The sequence below is a fragment of the Streptomyces sp. AM8-1-1 genome, from assembly GCF_032229325.1.
Classification (GTDB): Bacteria; Actinomycetota; Actinomycetes; order Streptomycetales; family Streptomycetaceae; genus Streptomyces; species Streptomyces achmelvichensis.
On record NZ_CP135086.1, the window covers coordinates 3620565 to 3639345 of the forward strand.

Below are 18781 nucleotides of genomic sequence, written 5' to 3' on the forward strand. Positions count from 1 at the left end.
TTCTCCCAGACGGATCGACCCGTCTGCCGGTTGCCTGCTCACGCCCCGGACACGTCGGATAAAGAGGTTGCCCGCCCATGGGACACTTGACAATCGATATAGACCTCGACCCCAGGAACGGAAGCTCATGGCCTCGGTCCCTTCCCTCGCTTCGACCGTGCAGCAGCGCCTCGCGGACGCCCTCTCGGCTTCACTGCCGGAGGCCGGGTCCGCCGATCCTCTGCTGCGACGTAGCGACCGGGCCGACTTCCAGGCCAACGGCATCCTGGCGCTCGCCAAGAAGCTCAAGGGCAATCCGCGCGAGCTGGCCGACAAGGTCGTCGCGGCGATCCCGGACAACGACGTGCTGAAGGAGATCGAGGTCTCCGGACCCGGTTTCCTGAACATCACGGTCACCGACGAGGCGATCGTGCGGACGCTCGCGGCCCGCGCCGCCGACGACCGGCTCGGTGTGCCCCACTCCGCCGACGCCGGCACCACGGTGATCGACTACGCGCAGCCGAACGTGGCCAAGGAGATGCACGTCGGCCATCTGCGGTCCGCCGTGATCGGCGCCGCGATGGTGGAGATCCTGGAGTTCACCGGTGAGAAGGTGATCCGGCGTCACCACATCGGCGACTGGGGCACCCAGTTCGGCATGCTCATCCAGTATCTGATCGAGCACCCGCACGAGTTGGACCACCAGGGCGGCGAGGTCTCCGGCGAGGAGGCCATGTCGAGCCTCAACCGGCTCTACAAGGCCTCGCGTACGGTCTTCGACTCCGACGAGGAGTTCAAGGCCCGCTCACGGGACCGGGTCGTGGCGCTCCAGTCGGGCGACGAGGAGACCCTCGCGCTGTGGCAGAAGTTCGTGGACGAGTCGAAGATCTACTTCTACTCGGTCTTCGGCAAGCTCGACATGGAGATCAACGACCCCGACGTGGTCGGTGAGTCCGGCTACAACGACATGCTCGACGAGACCTGCCGGCTGCTGGAGGAGTCGGGCGTCGCCGTCCGCTCCGAGGGCGCGCTCTGTGTCTTCTTCGACGAGGTGAAGGGCCCGGACGGCAACCCGACCCCGCTGATCGTCAAGAAGTCGAACGGCGGCTACGGCTACGCGGCCACCGACCTCTCCGCGATCCGGGACCGGGTGCAGAACCTGGCCGCGGACACGCTGCTCTACGTGGTCGACGCGCGGCAGTCCCTGCACTTCAAGATGGTCTTCGAGACCGCGCGCCGGGCCGGCTGGCTGAACGACAAGGTCGACGCGGTGCAGCTGGCCTTCGGCACGGTGCTCGGCAAGGACGGCAAGCCGTTCAAGACCCGTGAGGGCGAGACGGTCCGGCTGGTGGACCTGCTGGACGAGGCGGTGGACCGGGCGACGTCCGTGGTGCGCGAGAAGGCCGAGAAGGTGGGCCTGAGCGAGGCCGAGATCATCGAGAACGGCCGGCAGGTGGGCATCGGCGCGGTGAAGTACGCCGACCTGTCGACGTCAGCGGTGCGCGACTACAAGTTCGACCTGGACCAGATGGTGTCGCTCAACGGCGACACGTCCGTCTACCTCCAGTATGCGTACGCCCGCATCCAGTCGATCAAGCGCAAGGCGGGAGAGGCGAAGCCTGTGGCGCACCCCGAGCTGGAACTGGCCCCGGCGGAGCGGGCGTTGGGCCTGCACCTGGACCGGTTCGGCGAGGTGCTGGCCGAGGCCGCGTCCTCCTACGAGCCGCACAAGCTGGCCGCGTACCTGTATCAGCTCGCCTCGCACCTGACCACGTTCTACGACCAGTGCCACGTGCTGAGCGACGACAACCCCGTCGAGGTGGTGGAGAACCGCCTCTTCCTCGTCGACCTCACCGGTCGCACGCTGCACCAGGGCATGGCGCTGCTGGGTATCCGTACCCCCGAGCGCCTCTGATCGCCGTACGGTCCACTGGCCGGAGTCAGCGAGCCTTCCACTCGCTCTCCTCCGGCCAGTAGTCGTACCTCGGCCGTCCCTTCATCGCGCTGGCCCGGAACGGCTTGCCGTCGTCGTCGACACGCACGGTCCCGTGCCGGTCGCCGACGCTCCAGTCGACCTCCAGGTACCAGCTCACGTCGTGGGCCTCGGTCTTCAGGTCGAGGTTGAGCACCTGCGGGTCGCCGGACGAGACCTTGTACGGGAAACCCTTGGCGGGCACGACCGCGTCGCCCTGCTGTCCGGCGACGGGACGCACGATCGGCCGGGGCTTGTCGAGGTCGACGGCGAAGGTCTGCGGAGTGATGCCGCTGCCGCAGCCCTCGCCCATCGAGTACGTCTGCCAGGCGAGCGGGGCCTTGCGGGCGACCACCCGCACATGCACGGCGTTCAGGACGACGGACTCCTGCGCCTTTCCGGTGACGGTCAGTTGGAGCCGCATGCCGCCGGCGTCGACGCCGCCGAGTGCGCGGCCCCAGCCGCGGTGGTCCTGAGGGGCGGGCGGCGGCGGCACGTCGCCGGGCGCCTGGTCGAGCAGGAAGTACTGCCCGCACGGCGAGTCCCAGTTGTACGAGCTGACGCCGGCCCGCACCGGTACGCCGGTCACGGGACGCTGTGGCGCCCGCTCGCCGGAGGCCGTTGCCGACGGGGTCGCGGACTTCCGGGGTGCGCTCGCGGAGGGGCTGCCGCTCGGCGAGGTGCTCGCGGACGGGGAGGCGGAGCGGGACGCGGTCCCGTCGGGTTTCACCGCACCGGCCGCGCCCTTGCGGTCGCCGTCCGCCTTCCCCGAGCCGCTGCCCTGACTCGCGACGACGGCGGCCGGGACGGCGAGCGCCACGACGGCGGCAGCCGCGACGGCGACGACAACGCGCTTGCGGCGGGCGCCGCTTGCTCTGGGTGAGGGTGCCGCCGTGGCCGTGGCGACGAGCGCGGTGGGGGGCGTGGACTCGGGTTCGGGTCCCGGCGCCGGCGTGTGCTCCGGTTCGGGCTCGGGGGCCGGTTCGGGCTCCGGTTCGGAGACCCGGTTCGGCTCCTGACCCGCACCCGCGGCCGCCGGCGCCCCCTTCCCCCGTCTGCGTGCCTCGTCCGCGAGGATCCACTTCCGGTGCACGGCCACCAGTTCCTCGGAACTCGCCCCGCACGCCCGGGCGAACCGCTCGATCGGCGCGAACTCGGTCGGTACCGCTTCGCCGTTGCAGTACCGGTGGAGCGTCGAGGTGCTGACGTGGAGCTTGCCGGCGAGGACTCCGTAACTCCGCCCCGAACGGTCCTTCAGTTTTCTGAGTCGTGCCGCCAGTTCCTCGGCCTCGGGCGTCGCCGCCACCTCGTACATCCCCTCGTCATTGCACTCGTCCGTCCCGGAATGCCGTTCCAGGCAAGGGCTTTACCCCCAGGTCACAGTACGCGGCAGCGTTCCGGCTTCCCCAATGGTCCCCGCGGCGTTGCGGCCCCGGGCGCGGTCCCCGCAGTCTGTGATCACACCGCACAGCCGACCGGGGAGCAGTCATGCGAACCCCTCTACGCAGCATGTTCGTCGACGCTGCGGCCGTGCTCGTGCTGATCGCGTCAATCGCGGTCGTCACGGCGCTCGTCCGGAATCACTGACCGGCTCACACGCAACACCACACGGGGAGAACGAACCATCATGCGCAACATCCGCACCCGCACCTCAGCCGTCGCCGCCACGGCGCTGCTCGCCGCACTGTCGCTCACCGCCTGCCAGGGCGACGGCAATGCGGCGGTCGGCTCGCCCTCCGCGAGCACCACGGGCGGCCAGGACTCGGCCGCGGCGCCCTCGGCCCCGGCCGCCGGCAAGCCTGCGGACGGCGGCGACACGGCGTCCGGCACCAGCGGCGGTAAGGGCGGCACCGGCGGCAAGAGCGCCGGCAGCAGCGCGAGCAAGGGCGGCGACACAGGCAGCGCGGTCACCACCCCCTGCGGCGACCGCGTCAAGGTCACCTACAGCAAGGTCAGCCGCCCCATCAACCACGGCCTGCTCACGCTCACGAACACCGGGTCCAAGGCCTGCAACGCCTACCACGCGCCGCTGCTGCGCTTCGACGAGGCGCAGGCCGCCACCGCGATCAACGACGACAGCCGGCCGCAGGCCGTCGTGACGCTGCTCCCCGGCGAGTCCGCCTACGCGTCGATCATGCTGTCCTCGGCCGACGGCAGCGGCACGAACGGCAGCACGGCGAAGCAGCTGGCCGTGAGCTTCGCCCCGCGCGACGGCGGCGGCTCGACGGACGCCGCACCGGCCGGGGTCACGCTCCCGGCCGGCACGTACATCGACACCACCACGTCCGTCACCTACTGGCAGAGCTCCATGGAGGACGCCCTCACCTGGTGACGCCGTCCGCCGCGAACCGTCACACGAGGGCGTGCGAGGGCCGCTGAGCGGTCTCGTCGATCTCCGTGTGCGCCTTCTGCAGCAGCTGTGAGGCGAGGTCCATCATGGCGCGTGCGCCCGCGATCTCCTCGCCCACCAGCAGTTGTGGTTCGTCCGACCGGTGACGGTTCGCGTTGCCGTGGCCCCGGATCTCCGTGCCGTCGCCGAGTCTCACCATGGCGGCCGCGCGGGTCCGGTCGCCGTCTTCCCGGAACTCCATCTCGATGTGCCATCCGACGAGTGTCTCCATGGCCGATCACCTCCAGCGGTACCCCTTCCAGAGTGCTCCGCGCGGGCGCCGATGACCACTTTCCGAGGCCGGGGCGTGTGCGCGGGGTACTCACCTTCCGGTGAGTACCGCACCGAATAGTCGGTACTTGTGGGCTTTCGGGCACCGGACAAGGATCAGGGGCGTCCCGAGAATCCTTGTGAGGAGCCCCGCCGTGTCCGCGCCGCAGCCCCCTGTTCCGCAGCCCTCCGAACCCGCGTCCCGGCCCTCCGCACCGCGGTCCACCGCGCCCGGGGCCCGGCCCCCGGTGTCCGTCCTCGGTCTCGGCATGATGGGCTCCGCCCTCGCCGCCGCCTTCCTCGCGGCCGGCCACCCGGTCACCGTCTGGAACAGGACCCGCTCGAAGACCGGGCCGCTCGTCGCTCAGGGTGCGGTGCCGGCCCGCTCGGCGGCGGAGGCGGTGACCGCGGACGGGCTCGCGGTCGTGTGTCTGATGACCAACGACAACGTCCGGGAGCTGCTCGACTCCCTCGGCGAGAGCCCGGCGGGCCGTACCGTCGTCAATCTGACCAACGGAACCCCGGCGCAGGCACGGGAGTTGGCCGCCCGGGCCGCCGAGCTCGGCATCCGGTACATCGACGGCGGCATCATGGCCGTCCCCCAGATGATCGGCGGACCGCACGCCTACGTCCTCTACAGCGGGGACGAGCAGGCCTTCGAGACCCACCGCTCCACGCTCACCGCGCTCGGCGGCACCACCTTCACCGGGACCGACCCCGGGCTCGCGGCGCTGCACGACCTGGCGCTGCTCACCGGTATGTACGGCATGGTCGTCGGTGTCCTTCAGGCCTACGCCCTGGTCCGCACCGAGGGCATTTCGGCCACCGACTTCTCCGAGCTCCTGGTGCCCTGGGTCGGCGCGATGCTCTCCGGTGCGCCGCAGTGGGCGGCGGCCGTCGACTCGGGCGAGCATCTCACCGACGTCTCCAGCCTCGCCGTCAATCAGGCGGCCGTACCCAACTTCCTTGCGGCATTCAGGGATCAGGGCGTCACCACCGAGTTCTTCGAGCCGCTGAAGGCGATCCTGGACCGGGCGATCGAGGAGGGTCACGCGGACGACGGGCTCTCCCGTCTCGTCGACCTGATGCGGGCGTAGCGGCGAAATCGCGCCACCTGGTGATTCGCATTGGTCTATACCTTGACTCGATCACGTCAATAGCGCTTGAGTGTGCGGCACAACCCCCCACCACGGCCCGGCCGTTGCTGTGAAGGAGTGCACGAGTGCTGAGACAGCGCATCAAGGTATGGCTCGCCGCGATCGTCGCCGGAGTCGGTATCGCGGCAGTGGGCCTCGCGCCTTCCGCCACGGCAGCCCCCACCGCTGCCGCTGACGCCTGCACCTCCGCGCCCAGCTGGCAGGCGGGCGCCTGGTACACCACTGGCAACGTTGTCAGATACACCGACGGCCGGTACTACATCGCCGAGCACGACAACCCCGGCTACGACCCGATCATCAGCACCTGGTTCTGGGAGCCCTACACCTGTAGCGGCGGTGGCGACCCGCAGCCCGGTGGCTTCGTGGTCAGCGAGTCCCAGTTCAACCAGATGTTCCCGGGCCGCAACTCCTTCTACACCTACAGCGGCCTGACCGCCGCCCTCAGCGCCTACCCCGGCTTCGCCAACACCGGCAGCGACACCGTGAAGAAGCAGGAAGCCGCCGCCTTCCTCGCCAACGTCTCCCACGAGACCGGCGGACTGGTCCACGTCGTCGAGCAGAACACCGCCAACTACCCGCACTACTGCGACTGGAGCCAGCCCTACGGCTGCCCCGCCGGCCAGGCCGCCTACTACGGCCGCGGCCCCATCCAGCTCAGCTGGAACTTCAACTACAAGGCCGCCGGCGACGCCCTCGGCATCGACCTGCTCGGCAACCCCTGGCAGGTCGAACAGAACGCCGCCATCGCCTGGAAGACCGGCCTCTGGTACTGGAACACCCAGAACGGCCCCGGCACCATGACCCCCCACAACGCCATGGTCAACCAGGCCGGCTTCGGCCAGACCATCCGCTCCATCAACGGCTCCCTCGAATGCGACGGCAAGAACCCCGCCCAGGTCCAGAGCCGCGTCACCAAGTACCAGCAATTCACCCAGATCCTCGGCGTCGCCCCCGGCGGCAACCTGTACTGCTGAGGAAACCCCCCACACGACCGCGGGCCGGGAGAATGTTCCCCGGCCCGCGGTCAGCCATGTCGGGTCCTCTCCCCCCGGCGACCGGTCACACCCGTCGCACCGGGCGCATCCGTCACAGCTGTCCGCCGTCGGCAGGCAACCCGCAGGATCTTCTCCCCGTCCTCCGAGAGCGAGAGGCTCCCGGGCCCAACCGGGCGCCCGACCCATGGGGTTGAGGAGGGGACCGTTGTTACGTGCCCGCAGAATATGGGCCACCGCGATAGCGGTGATCACGGTGGCGGGGGTGTCGCCGGCGGCGGCGCAGGCACTGCCGCAGCCACCCGACGCACGGCCCGCCACGGCGGCGAACGGCGAGAACGACCTGCCGCCCGGCTGGCGGATCACGAAGACCGACGGGAACCGCGCGCTGGAGTGGCGCTCCCCCCGTCCCGTGCCGGTGGGCGACGCGCGCGTGGAGTTCCACGCCGACGGCAAGCTGGTCGGCGTTCCCGAGCCGGCCGATGACAACCGCACCTTCCGGCTGCCGCTCGACGACGCGCGCACGGCCGACCTGGCCGGCCTCCAGGTGCTGGCGGCGGGCCGGCGGCTGGACCAGAAGGCGGGCAGCGCCCGTGACGGGCGCTCCCGGCCCGCCGCGAAAGCGCCGGCCAAACTCCCGGCCGGTTCCGTCGACCCGGGCAAGCCTGGCACGTACGGCACGGTCACCGGCGAGTACGCGCTCGATCCGGTCCGCCTCCCCGGCTTCCCCGCGCCCGTCGAGATGCGCGGCGTCGTCGTCGCTCCGAAGGGCGCGACCGGCAAGCGTCCCGTGGCCCTATTCCTGCACGGCCGCCACGCCACCTGTTACGTCCCGGGCGCCGAGGACGACGTGTCCATCGACTGGCCCTGCGCCAAGGGCGCCAAGCCCATCCCGAGCCATCAGGGATATCTGCGCGACCAGAAGCTGCTGGCTTCCCAGGGCTATGTGACCGTGTCGATCTCCGCCAACGGCGTCAACGGCCAGGACGGCGATGTCGACGACGGCGGCGCGCAGGCCCGCTCCTCGCTGGTGCGCACGCACCTGGCCCGCTGGGCCGACTGGGCCGCGTCGCCCGCCAAGGCACCGGCGGCCGTGCGCAAGGCACCGAAGACAGACCTCTCCCGCGTCCTGCTCGTCGGCCACTCGCGCGGTGGCGAGGGCGTCAACCGGGCCGCCATGGACAGCCTCTACCCGCCCCCGCCCGCCCAGGACGGCTACCGGGGAAAGGTGCGCTGGCACATCCGCGGAACTGTGCTCATCGGCCCGACGATCTTCGGCCAGAACCCGGTTCCGGACGTCCCGTCGCTGACGATCCTGCCGGGCTGCGACGGTGACGTCTCCGACCTCCAGGGCCAGGTGTACGCGGACGGCACCCGCGGTGTGAGCCGGGGCAAGGCCCTGCACAGCGCGGTCTACATGGTCGGCGCCAACCACAACTACTTCAACAGCGAGTGGACGCCGGGCCAGGCCCAGGCACCCGCGAACGACGACTTCTGGCAGGACCCCGAGCAGCCCGACCCGGTGTGCTCGCCGGGCACCGCGACCCGGCTGACCGCCGACCAGCAGCACCGGGCCGGCGCCACCTACATCGCCGCCGCTGCCCGGCTGTTCGTCGCCGGGGACGACCGCGTGCGCGAGCTGGTCGACGGCACCGGCCGCCGCGCCCCCTCCGCCGACCCGGCGCGGGTGCTGACCCACGCGGTCGGTGCCAACCGCGGAGCCGGGTTCCTCCCGGACGGCTCCGTGAAGGTGACCGGCGGACGGCTGTGCTCCGCCATCGACCCCGACCCGCGCACCGCCTGCCTGAACCCGGAGAAGGACAGCGCATCGCCGCACTTCGCCGGCTGGGGACCGGACCGCGAGACGGGCCGCCGGGCTGTGGCCATGCGCTGGTCCGCCCCCGGTACGCCGGTGAGGGTGCGTCCCGACAAGCCCCTCTCCGTCAAGGGCGCCCAGAGCCTCGCGCTGCGCGTCTTCGTCCCGGCGAACTCCACCGGCACACAGCTGGACGTGTCGGTCACGGACTCCTCCGGCAAGCGGGCGAACCTCGGCCGCGTCCGGGTGGACGGGCTGCCGGGCAGCGACCGCACCGCCTCCTCCTGGGCACGTGAGGTGCGCGTACCGATCACCGCCGCCTCGCGCGCCGGTCTCGACCTGAAGCGGATCGCCTCCCTGGAGCTGACCCCGCGCAGCCGCTCCGGACAGGCGTGGCTGATGGACGCTTGGGCGTGGAGCCCCGGCACCCCCGCGGTACGGGAGGCCCCGCTGACCCGTGTCGACATCGGCCGTCTGAAGGTCAAGGAGGGCAACGCCGGCACCCGCACGTACGAGGTCCCCGTCCGTATGTCCGGCAAGGGCAGCGGCACGGTACGAATGTTCGCCATCGACCCGGCCACCGGCACCGCGAAGGAGCGGCTGGTGTCCGTACGGCCCGGCGGCCAGGTCGCCAACCTGACCGTGAAGGTCACCGGCAACACCCGGTACTCCTGGGACGTGGGCCACGACGTGCTCGTGAAGGCGGTGCGAGGCTCCGTCGTCGGCTCGCACGCCGGCGGGGTCACCGCCGAGAACGACGACGCGATGCCGACGATCACCATGAAGCCGGTCGCCGACAAGGTGACCGAGGGGAAGCCCCTGACATGGCGGCTCTCGCTGTCGGCGCCCGCCGACGTGGAGCTGTCGAGGACGCTGAAGATCGTTCCCGCCACGGCGGGCCCCGAGTTGACCACCAAGGACGTCGACCGGCAGTGGCTCACCGACACGTTCGGCGACGTCCCGGACGGTGACGTGCCTCTGTCCAAGCTGGACTGGCCCTACCTGTGGGCCTCGGTGCCCGCCGGGAAGACCAGCGCCGAGGTGACCGTCCCCACGGCCGCCGACAAGGTGACCGAGCAGACGGAGCACCTGCTCCTCCAGCCCGTCAACGACGAGGACGGCAAGCCGGACGGTCCGGCGGTGACCGGCACGGTGCTCGACGCGCCGTAGGCACCACGCCTCACCGCAGGGTGAAAGCGCACCACACCACCTTGCCCGGATCGCGTTGGCCGACACCCCAGGTGTCGGCCAACGCGTCCACCAGCAGCAGCCCGCGCCCCGACTCCCCGTCCGGCTCACGCACACCCGGCCGCCCGTCACCGCTGTCGTGCACCTCGACCCTCAGCGCGGCCCCCTGCTCGTACAGCCACAGCCGCAGCAGATACCCGCGCCCCGGCGGTACGCCGTGCACCAGCGCGTTCGTCGCGAGCTCGCTCACGCACAACGTGATGTCGTCGGCCCTGGCGGCCCAGCCCCACGCGCTCAGCGCCTCCCGCGCGAACTCCCGTGCCGCGGCGACCGATCGGCGTTCGCGGCGGCAGAACAGCTCGCGCAGATCCTCGTGTTGCATCGTCTTGTCCACGCGGCGAGAGTCGCGTCCCGTGACGGGGTGACAGCACTGCGCGGACCCGTACGTTTCATCTGTACGGGTCGTGGAGGCGTAACGTACGCCCGTGTCCGGGGAGTTGGTCGGACATGCACTCCAGGAGACGTCCACGGAAGAACGCCTCGGCGATGCGGCTGGTCGGCCGCCAGCTCGCCCGCTTCCGCGAGGCCGCGGGCCTGACCCAAAGGGCACTCGCGGCCGAGTTCAACCTCGCCGAGCAGACCGTCGCCTCGATCGAACAGGGCCGCCGCCCGCTGAAACCGGACCTCGCCGCCCGCTTCGACGACCGCCTCGACACGAAGGGGGCGCTGTCGGTCGCGGTGGACAACATGCCGGAGGTGGACCTGATCCCGGCGTGGGCGGAGGAGTACATGGACCTGGAGCGGGAGGCGATCGCTCTGTCCTGGTACGACAACCAGGTCGTGCCCGGCCTGCTCCAGACCGAGCGCTATGCGCGCGGGGTCTTCCGCAGCCGGGTGCCCGCCTTCAGCGCGGACGACATCGAGGTACAGGTCACGAACCGTGTCGGGCGTCAGGAGATCCTCACCCGGACGCACCCGCCGACGATCAGCTTCGTCATGTGGGAGGCGATCCTCCTGGACCGCATCGGCGGCGACGAGGTGTACGAGGAGCAGGTGCGCCGCCTGCGCGTGTGCGCCGAACTGCCGGGCGTCTCACTCCAGGTCATGCCGTTCGGCCGCACCAGCCACGCCGGACTCAACGGCCCGTTCACCTTGCTGGAAACACCCGAGCACCAGCACATCGGCTATACCGAGAGCCAGCGCGGCAGCCAACTCGTCTCCGACCCGGACGAGGTCAGCATCCTCGCCTGCAAATATGCGATGCTGCGGGCACAGGCCCTCAACCCCGAAGAAACCAAGGGCCTGTTGGACCGGCTGCTGGGAGAGAGATGAGCACCGCACTGAAGTGGTTCAAGTCCAGCTACAGCGGCAGCGAGGGCGGACAGTGCCTCGAAGTCGCCTACGACTGGCGCAAGTCCACCTACAGCGGCGACGAGGGCGGACAGTGCGTCGAGGTCGCCGCCCACCCCGCCGCGATCCACGTCCGCGACTCGAAGAACCCCGGCGGCCCGAGCCTCACGCTCGACCCGGCCGCATGGGCGTCCTTCGTGGGCGGGCTCGCCTGACGTCGGGACTCAGCACTCACCGGTCCGGCTCGACACGGCGTACGTGAACTTCGGCAGCTTCACCGTGCGGCCGAGGCCGCCGGGCGCGACGGTCTCGATGAAGCCCGTGTGGGTGCGCTTGACGTCCATGCAGAACCACGCTCCCGCGCCGTCGGCCGTTATGGCGTACCGCGCCTGATCCGCCGTCGGCTCTCCGGCGAGCTCGGCGTCCACCCCGAACTGCGGGGCGCCGCCGTCTCCGTACTCGACGATCTCCTGCTCGACCTTGATGGCGTATTCACCCTCGAAGTCGGCGGGCGAGTCGGCCTCGAACGGGCCGCCGTGGACGGTGCTGCCGTCCAGGGACGCGGTGGCGCCCTTGACCGCACTGGTCAACTCGTCGTCGCTCCACCCCACGTCGTCCTGGACCTTGAGGCCCTGCACTCCGACGACGACTCCGCCGACGGCCATCGCGACCAGGAGGAAGCGAGCCGCGACGAAGGCGCCGTCCGAGACGTCCGGGGCCGAGGGATTCCAAGACTCCCGCCAGGAGCGGACCCGATCCGCCTTGACGCAGGCCATGAGGATCAGCAGGCCCGAGAGCACGAAAGTGACCGTTGCCATTCCCGTCACGCCTTGTCCTCCGGTGTCGTTGCGCGGTGTTCTCCGGGGCCAGGGCACCCGTGCCCGGCTTCGCCGGAGGGCAGCCCGGCACCTCGAACAGCGAACGACTCTAACCGCACCGGCACACGGTGCCCGCCCCGGGGAGGTCCGGGCCTCACCCTCCGGTGAAACCCGGCCGCCTCCCCGCAGGCCGCTGCGTCAGCCGGTTGCGCTCAGGCCCTGGGCGACCTCGGTCGCCCAGTAGGTAAGGATCATGCTCGCGCCCGCGCGCTTGATGCCGACCAGCGTCTCCGCGATCGCCTTCTCGCGGTCGATCCAGCCCTTCTCGGCCGCGGCCTCGACCATCGCGTACTCACCGCTGATCTGGTACGCGGCGACCGGTACGTCCACGGTCTCCGCGACCTTCGCCAGGACGTCGAGGTAGGGGCCCGCGGGCTTCACCATCACCATGTCGGCGCCCTCTTCGAGGTCGAGCGCCAACTCCCGCAGGGATTCCCGCAGGTTGGCGGGGTCCTGCTGGTACGTCTTGCGGTCTCCCTGGAGTGAGGAGCCGACGGCCTCGCGGAACGGCCCGAAGAAGGCCGAGGAGTACTTCACGGTGTAGGCGAGGATCGACACGTCCTCCTTGCCGATCGTGTCGAGCGCGTCGCGGACGACACCGACCTGGCCGTCCATCATGCCGCTGGGACCCACGACATGGACGCCGGCGTCGGCCTGGACCTGGGCCATCTCGGCGTACCGCTCCAGCGTCGCGTCGTTGTCGACCCGGCCGTGCTCGTCCAGTACGCCGCAGTGCCCGTGGTCGGTGTACTCGTCCAGGCACAGGTCCGACATGATCACGAGCTCGTCACCGACCTCGGCACGGACATCGCGGATGGCGACCTGGAGGATGCCGTCCGGGTCGGTGCCGGCGGTCCCGGCGGCGTCCTTCTTGGCGTCCTCGGGCACACCGAAGAGCATGATCCCGGCGACCCCGGCCTCGCGCGCCTCGACGGCGGCCTTCCGCAGGGTGTCGCGGGTGTGCTGGACGACACCGGGCATCGCGCTGATGGGCACCGGCTCGCCGATCCCTTCCCGCACGAAGGCGGGCAGGATCAGGTCGGCCGGGTGCAGCCGGGTCTCGGCGACCATGCGGCGCATGGCGGGATTGACCCGCAGCCGCCGCGGCCGGGCCCCGGGGAAGGATCCGTACGCAGTCATGGGACCTACGCTACGCCCGTCCGAATACCCCACGTACCGACATTCCGTCGGGGCCGGTCAGGGCCCGGCCCAGCCGTCCACGACCGTCGCGACCGCCCGCGCCGACGCCTCGAGACCGGCCTCGTCGGCGCGCGAGCTCGTGTTCAGCTCCACATGGAGGAAGCGCCGGTCCTCCCGGTCCGCGGCCCGCCCCTGCACATTGTCGGTGCCGGACAGTTTGCAGTCGCGCTCCCAGGCCCGGCAGACCCTGAGCCCGGCGGAGCCGAACGCGGTCGCGAGCCGTCTCGCGTCCGCGACGGCGTGATTGCCGGAGCCGGTGGAGACCACGGCGTCGAACCGCGGGAAGGAGTCGTCCGCGAAGCCGTGCAGTTGCACCCCCGGCAGCCCGCGGTCCATCAGCTCCGACACGACCCCGTGGAAGACGGAGTCGGTGCGGTGGGCCACGTCGGCGGCATCGCCCCTGCCCGCCGTACGGTGCGCACCGGCCACAACCAGCACGCCCCCGGGGGTGCCGCGCAACACCCGTGCTCCCAGGCGTTCCGTGTCGAGGTCGGCGATCGGGTGCGGCACCTGCACCGACCAGCGCGGTGGTGCGTCCAGGTCGATGTAGACCCGGCCCCAGCCCCGGTTCGCGCCATCGGTACGGGCCGCGGCGTCGGACACCTCGGCGAACCGGCGCCCGCCGACGGTGTCGGTGAACGTCCGTACGGTGAAGTCGACTTCGGCGAGCCGGGTGCGGGCCTCGATCTCTTTTCCGTCCAGCACCAGCGCGACGCCTTCGGTGACGGCGCGACGTTCGTCCCGGGTGGGAATCCGGTAGCCGCCCCGCGCACCGAATCCTTCGGTGAAGCGGGCGACCCGGTCCTCCAGATCGGCCTTCGAAACGGACTGAGCCCGCGGCGCTTCCCTCCTGTCGTCAGAAGGTTGTACGCCGCCTCGCGTGATACACGCCACTATCACGCAGAGGGAAGCGGCAATTCCGAAAGTTATGCCAATCGTTATCCGCTTTGCAGCTGATGAGCTCATAGTCAGATGAAAATATCCGAGTGACCATGACTGCCGCTCCATGCGCCTCCGCCCGGACAGGTGACGCCCCACGAGGGTGTGCGTCCCTGTCCTGCCGCGGAACCCTTGGTGCCCGCGTCGGCAGTGGACCCCGTTCCCGGCCCCTGGCAGGTCTGCTCGGATGACAGGCCCCGGTGCGCGCCGGCAGGTATGCCGCGCGCGTCACCCCCACGCGGCGTAGCGCCGCGCCACCGCACCACCCCACACACTCACCGTGCCGTCGACCCCGGCACGCAGTCCACCCACCTTGTTCCGGCACTCCACGCGGGCACCGGAGCGTTCTTCGAGGGAGCCTCCGTTGGCCGCGTCGCGCACGAAGCGACGGCACAAAGTCCGCCGCAGGGCGGACATGTCACTGCTGGGGGGCATACGACCCCCCATCGCCGTGCTGTCCGTCCTGCTGCTCTGCATCGCCGCGCTCACCGCGTTCCAGCTCGGACGCGCCGGCAACGATCCCGTTCCGGAGGCGGTACGCACCTCGCAGCAGTACTTCGCCGAGGACGGCGCCATCGCGCTGCGGGCATCGCTCGACGAGAGCATCACCGACCTCGGCCGCACCACCGCGATGTTCAACGCGGGCGAGCCCGTCTCGGCGGACACCGTGCTCGACAAGCTCGGCAGCGTCTACCAGAAGTGGAGCGGCACCGCCGTCATCGAGATCAAGTCCGGGCGGCTCGAGGCCCAGCGCGGTGAGAACCTGCCGCTGACGGCCGTCGACCGGACGAAGCTCGGCGACAAGGACGGGCTGGCCCCGCGCATGGTCCGGCTGGAGAACGGCGGGACGCGCCTGCTGACCTTCGGCGTCCTGTCCTGGCCCGACCGGCCGCAGTTGCTGCTCATCGCCTCCAGCAGCCTGAAGTTCCCGGGTGTGAGCCTCGGCGCCGACCGCGCGATCGCGGTGGTCGACGCCTCGGGACAGGTCCTCAGCAGCGACGGTCTGCCCGACGCCGGCCGCGGCGCCTCCGCCACGGCGCGCGCGAACGCCGAACGCGCCGACAAGGACCTCGCCGGCTTCGCCGAGACAGCGGCCGGCAAGGCCCGCCAGCACCCGCTCAAGTCCAAGGCACCCGGCTCCGGCGGCTTCCCCGGCGTCAGCGGCAGCCTGCTCGGCGACTCCCACGGAACCGAGCGCCCGGTCGCCGGCTACGCCGCCCTGACCGGCCCGGTGCCCGGTGAAGGCACCGAGTCGACCGCACTCGGCCTGACCGTCGTCTCCCTCGTCGACGTCACCGAGAACCGCGCCGCCGCGCTCGACTCCTTCTTCTGGATCGCCGCCGCCGGCGCGCTGCTCCTCATCGGCGCCCTCGCGGTCGCGTTGCTGATCGGCACCGTCCAACGGCCCCTGCTCCAGCTCTTCCTGGAGAGCCGCCGGCTCAGCCGCGGCGACCTCACCCGTCCGGTGACCCAGCCCAAGTACGGAGAGGCCTCGCGGATCGGAGCCGTCCTGGAACGGCTGCGCCGCCAGCTGCTCGGCGAGCCTGCGCAGTCCGACCGCCACGAGGCGGGAGACCGCCGCGGGCGGCGCGGCAGGATCGGCATGCGCGCGCTCGTCGCCGTCTGCGGCATCCTGCTGCTCGTCTGGGCGGTGCCGCTCGTGCTGCTGCTCAACCGGGCCGGAGCCGCCGTCCTCGTACCGAAGTCGATCGTCCAGGACCAGCGGGAGCGCACCGACACCCTGGCCGACCGGATCCGCCGCGCGCTCAACGAGGGCCATGCCGACCTCACGTCGGTGGCGTCCGTACTGGACCAGCGCACCACCCCGGCCGCGATGACCGAGGCGCTGGAGCAGACCCGCAGCCAGCACGCCCGCTACACCTCGATCTATGTGCTCACCGCGGACGGCACCGTCACGGCCAAGTCCGGCTCCGAGCCGCGCCACCCGCGCGGCAAGGGCCCGTCCACGCAGCCCGTCGCCCTGCTCGGCGAGGGAGGCAACGAACCGATCGTCGTCGAGTACGCCGCCGTCCCCGGCCTCAAGGGTGCGGCCGTCGTCGGCGAGTTGCGCATCGGCTACCTCAATGCGCTCCTCAAGCGGCCGGGCCTCGGCCAGATCCGCGTCGTCGACGAGAAGCACCGGGTGATCGGCGCCAACAACGGCTACCTGGCCTTCGACAAGCTGCCGGCGGGCCGGATCGACGCCCTGGTGACCAAGGTCAACAGCACGCAGGCCGGCAAGGACGGCGCCAAGAAGAACGGCAGCGAGAACGGCGGCGGGAAGAAGGCCGACGGCGAGGAGGCCGACTCCACCCGTCCGAGCGCCACGGTCATCCGCAGCGGAGGCGTGACCATCGCGGCCGCGGCCCCCTTCGACGGAGGCGGCGCCGCTGCCCCGCTGAAGTGGACCGTGGTCAGCTGGCAGCCCGCCAAGGGCCTCGCCATCCCGGCGTACGAGGCACAGAACCGCACCGTACTGGCCGGGCTGCTCGGTCTCACGGCCGCCACCGCCTGCCTCGGCTGGCTGCACATCATCGTCGTACGCCCCCTGCGCGAACTCGCCCAGCGGGCCGAGGCGCTCGCCGGCGGCGACCGGCGCACCGTCATCTACCCGCGCCACCACGACGAGGTCGGGGCCGTCACCCGCAGCCTCGAAGTCATCCGCCAGCAGCTGCACGAGCAGCGCAAGCGCGAGGCCGGAGCCGGCGTGTCCGGCAGCACCACCCCGGCCGGAAGGACCTGAACCGCCGTGCTCTTCCTCTACACCGTGCTCGTCGTCTGCTGCACGATCATGCTGATCGCCGGCATCGTCGAGCAGCGGCGGCACTTCGCCAGCCTCGACCAGATACCGACGCGGGTGCTGGTCAACGGCATCCGCGGAAAAAGCTCCATCACCCGCCTGTGCGCGGGCGCGTTGCGCGGCGGCGGACTGACGACGGTCGCCAAGACCACCGGAACCGCCGCCCGCTTCATCCACCCCGACGCCACCGAGGAGCCGGTCTACCGCAAGTTCGGCATCGCGAACGTCGTCGAGCAGATCGGCATCGTGCGGCGCGCCGCCTCCTACCGGCCGGACGCGCTGGTCATGGAGTGCATGGCCGTGATGCCCGCGCTCCAGGAGATCAACCAGTCCAAGCTGATCCAGTCCACGATCGGCGTGCTGTGCAACGTCCGTGAGGACCATGTCGCGGAGATGGGCCCGACGCTCGACGACATCGCGCGCTCGCTGTCCCGCTCCATGCCGCACGGCGGCATCTGCGTCACCGCCGAGAAGGACCGCTTCAACGTCCTCCAGGAGGAGGCCGACAAGCGCGACTGCCAACTGATCTACGCCGACCCCGAGACGGTCTCCGACGAAGAGCTGCGCGGCTTCAGCTGGTTCACCTTCAAGGAGAACGTGGCCATCGCGCTCACCGTCGCCGACCTGCTCGGCGTCGACCGCGCCACCGCGCTCCAGGGCATGTACGACGCACCGCCGGACCCGGGTGTCCTCTCCGTCGAGCGCTACCTCGCGCCCGGCGGCAAGCGGCTGCGCTTCGCCAACGTCTTCGCGGCCAACGACCCCGAGTCGACGCTGATGAACATCAACCAGCTGCTCGACCTCGGCGCGATCAACAGACCGCTGAACGTCGTGATCAACTGCCGCCCCGACCGTGTCGAGCGCAACGGCCAGATGGGCCAGATCATCCCCGACCTCCAGCCCGACAAGGTGTTCGTCATCGGCCACCCGGCCAAGAGCGCCATCGACGCCATCCCCGCCGAGTGGCGTGGGCACGCCGTCGACCTCGGCGGCGACGGCCGTGACGGCGAGGAGTTCATGCACGAACTCCTCGGCAATCTCGGCGAGAACTCCTCACTCGTCGCCATCGGCAACATCCACGGCCAGGGCGAGGTCCTCCTCGAACACCTCGCGGAGCTGCCCCCCGACGAGTCGGACGACGACGACATCCCGGACGGGCCCGAGGGCACCCCGGAGCACGCCCGGCACGAACACACCATGTCGCTGTACGTGCAGCACCTCGACCCGTACGCGCACCTGCCCGCCGCCACCGAGGAGCGCCGTGTGCAGGGCAGGCCGGGGCCGCGGCAGCACCACCCCGAGGCGTACCCCCACCAGCAGCAGCACCCCTCGATCCCCCAGCAGTGGCAGAACCCAGGAGAGCCCCGTTGATCCCCGCCGTCCTCACCCCCGAGATCGCCGCGATCGGTATCGCGCTGGGCCTGCTGTTCTCGCTGCTGTGCTACCTGACCACCAACCTGTCGCCCGGCGGCATGATCACGCCGGGCTGGCTGGCCCTGACGCTCATCGAGGACCTCCAGCGCGCCGCGCTGGTCGTCGGTGTCACCGTGCTGACGTACGTCCTCACGCTCGTCACCCAGCGCTTCGTGATCCTGTACGGCAAGCGGCTGTTCGCCGCGGTGGTGCTCATCGGCGTCCTGCTCCAGGCCACCGTGGTGATCGTGCTCCAGATGGAGTTCCCGCTCCTGTACGCCAATCAGACCCTCGGTTTCATCGTGCCGGGCCTCATCGCCTACCAGCTGGTGCGCCAGCCCAAGGGCGCCACGCTTCTCGCGACCGGATCGGCGACGCTCACCACGTACGTCGTCCTGACCGCGGGAATCCTGCTCGGCCTCATGCCGCACGCGTGAC

General features: G+C 70.8%; 17 protein-coding genes. 10 read left to right on the forward strand and 7 right to left on the reverse strand.

Annotation, left to right across the window (positions count from 1 at the left end):
- Positions 1-127 precede the first annotated feature (127 nt).
- Positions 128-1894: an arginine--tRNA ligase gene (argS, locus tag RPQ07_RS16290; RefSeq protein ID WP_313944869.1), complete on the forward strand. Its 1767-nt coding sequence runs from the start codon at positions 128-130 to the stop codon at positions 1892-1894.
- A 25-nt stretch (positions 1895-1919) separates the two neighbouring features.
- Here the strand turns inward: argS and RPQ07_RS16295 are convergent, their stop codons facing one another.
- Positions 1920-3266: a helix-turn-helix transcriptional regulator gene (locus RPQ07_RS16295; RefSeq protein ID WP_313944870.1), complete on the reverse strand. Its 1347-nt coding sequence runs from the start codon at positions 3264-3266 to the stop codon at positions 1920-1922.
- 312 nt (positions 3267-3578) lie between these two features.
- Here RPQ07_RS16295 and RPQ07_RS16300 point away from each other — a divergent pair, with 312 nt between their 5' ends.
- Entirely contained in the window at positions 3579-4283 is a 705-nt protein-coding gene (locus RPQ07_RS16300) for a DUF4232 domain-containing protein (protein WP_313944871.1), read from the forward strand.
- Positions 4284-4302: 19 nt separating this feature from the next.
- Here RPQ07_RS16300 and RPQ07_RS16305 read toward each other — a convergent pair whose 3' ends face one another.
- Positions 4303-4572: a DUF1876 domain-containing protein gene (locus RPQ07_RS16305; RefSeq protein WP_313944872.1), complete on the reverse strand. Its 270-nt coding sequence runs from the start codon at positions 4570-4572 to the stop codon at positions 4303-4305.
- Positions 4573-4765: 193 nt separating this feature from the next.
- Between RPQ07_RS16305 and RPQ07_RS16310 the strand changes: the two genes are divergently transcribed.
- The 3 genes from RPQ07_RS16310 (at position 4766) to RPQ07_RS16320 (ending at position 9745) form a co-directional block, all read left to right on the forward strand.
- Positions 4766-5707, forward strand: coding sequence for an NAD(P)-dependent oxidoreductase (locus tag RPQ07_RS16310; protein ID WP_313944873.1), 942 nt, complete (start codon positions 4766-4768; stop codon positions 5705-5707).
- Between the two features lie 125 nt (positions 5708-5832).
- Positions 5833-6741: a glycoside hydrolase family 19 protein gene (locus RPQ07_RS16315; protein ID WP_313944874.1), complete on the forward strand. Its 909-nt coding sequence runs from the start codon at positions 5833-5835 to the stop codon at positions 6739-6741.
- Between the two features lie 205 nt (positions 6742-6946).
- Complete coding sequence (locus RPQ07_RS16320; RefSeq protein ID WP_313944875.1) at positions 6947-9745, forward strand: hypothetical protein; 2799 nt, start codon at positions 6947-6949, stop codon at positions 9743-9745.
- A 10-nt stretch (positions 9746-9755) separates the two neighbouring features.
- On the opposite strand, the gene RPQ07_RS16325 is transcribed toward RPQ07_RS16320, so the two are convergent.
- Positions 9756-10157 carry an ATP-binding protein gene (locus RPQ07_RS16325; RefSeq protein ID WP_313944876.1) on the reverse strand — a complete coding sequence of 134 codons (402 nt, stop codon included), beginning with the start codon at positions 10155-10157 and terminating at the stop codon, positions 9756-9758.
- A 113-nt stretch (positions 10158-10270) separates the two neighbouring features.
- On the opposite strand from RPQ07_RS16325, the gene RPQ07_RS16330 reads away from it, so the two are divergent.
- Both RPQ07_RS16330 and RPQ07_RS16335 read left to right on the forward strand, forming a co-directional pair.
- Positions 10271-11095 (forward strand): helix-turn-helix transcriptional regulator, encoded by an 825-nt coding sequence (locus tag RPQ07_RS16330; protein WP_313944877.1) that lies wholly within the window; start codon positions 10271-10273, stop codon positions 11093-11095.
- Positions 11092-11328, forward strand: coding sequence for a DUF397 domain-containing protein (locus tag RPQ07_RS16335; RefSeq protein ID WP_313944878.1), 237 nt, complete (start codon positions 11092-11094; stop codon positions 11326-11328). The genes RPQ07_RS16330 and RPQ07_RS16335 overlap by 4 nt, the downstream gene beginning before the upstream one ends.
- 9 nt (positions 11329-11337) lie before the next feature.
- On the opposite strand, the gene RPQ07_RS16340 is transcribed toward RPQ07_RS16335, so the two are convergent.
- The 4 genes from RPQ07_RS16340 to RPQ07_RS16355 all read right to left on the reverse strand — a co-directional run bounded on the left by RPQ07_RS16340 (position 11338) and on the right by RPQ07_RS16355 (position 14511).
- Positions 11338-11931, reverse strand: coding sequence for a hypothetical protein (locus RPQ07_RS16340; protein ID WP_313944879.1), 594 nt, complete (start codon positions 11929-11931; stop codon positions 11338-11340).
- Positions 11932-12129: 198 nt separating this feature from the next.
- Entirely contained in the window at positions 12130-13131 is a 1002-nt protein-coding gene (hemB, locus tag RPQ07_RS16345; RefSeq protein WP_313944880.1) for a porphobilinogen synthase, read from the reverse strand.
- 57 nt (positions 13132-13188) lie between these two features.
- Positions 13189-13896 (reverse strand): hypothetical protein, encoded by a 708-nt coding sequence (locus RPQ07_RS16350; protein WP_313944881.1) that lies wholly within the window; start codon positions 13894-13896, stop codon positions 13189-13191.
- A gap of 462 nt (positions 13897-14358) precedes the next feature.
- Positions 14359-14511 carry a hypothetical protein gene (locus tag RPQ07_RS16355; protein ID WP_313944882.1) on the reverse strand — a complete coding sequence of 51 codons (153 nt, stop codon included), beginning with the start codon at positions 14509-14511 and terminating at the stop codon, positions 14359-14361.
- Between the two features lie 34 nt (positions 14512-14545).
- On the opposite strand from RPQ07_RS16355, the gene RPQ07_RS16360 reads away from it, so the two are divergent.
- Genes RPQ07_RS16360 through RPQ07_RS16370 form a run of 3 tightly spaced genes read left to right on the forward strand, consistent with a single transcriptional unit; the run spans position 14546 to position 18780 of the window.
- Positions 14546-16873, forward strand: coding sequence for a HAMP domain-containing protein (locus RPQ07_RS16360; protein ID WP_313944883.1), 2328 nt, complete (start codon positions 14546-14548; stop codon positions 16871-16873).
- Positions 16874-16879: 6 nt separating this feature from the next.
- The gene (gene pgsB, locus RPQ07_RS16365) at positions 16880-18301 is read left to right on the forward strand and encodes a poly-gamma-glutamate synthase PgsB (protein WP_313944884.1); all 1422 of its coding nucleotides are present in this window, start codon (positions 16880-16882) and stop codon (positions 18299-18301) included.
- A complete protein-coding gene (locus tag RPQ07_RS16370) occupies positions 18298-18780 on the forward strand; it encodes a poly-gamma-glutamate biosynthesis protein PgsC/CapC (protein WP_313944885.1) in 483 nt (160 codons plus the stop codon). Before pgsB ends, RPQ07_RS16370 begins: the two co-directional genes overlap by 4 nt.
- Position 18781: the final 1 nt, after the last annotated feature.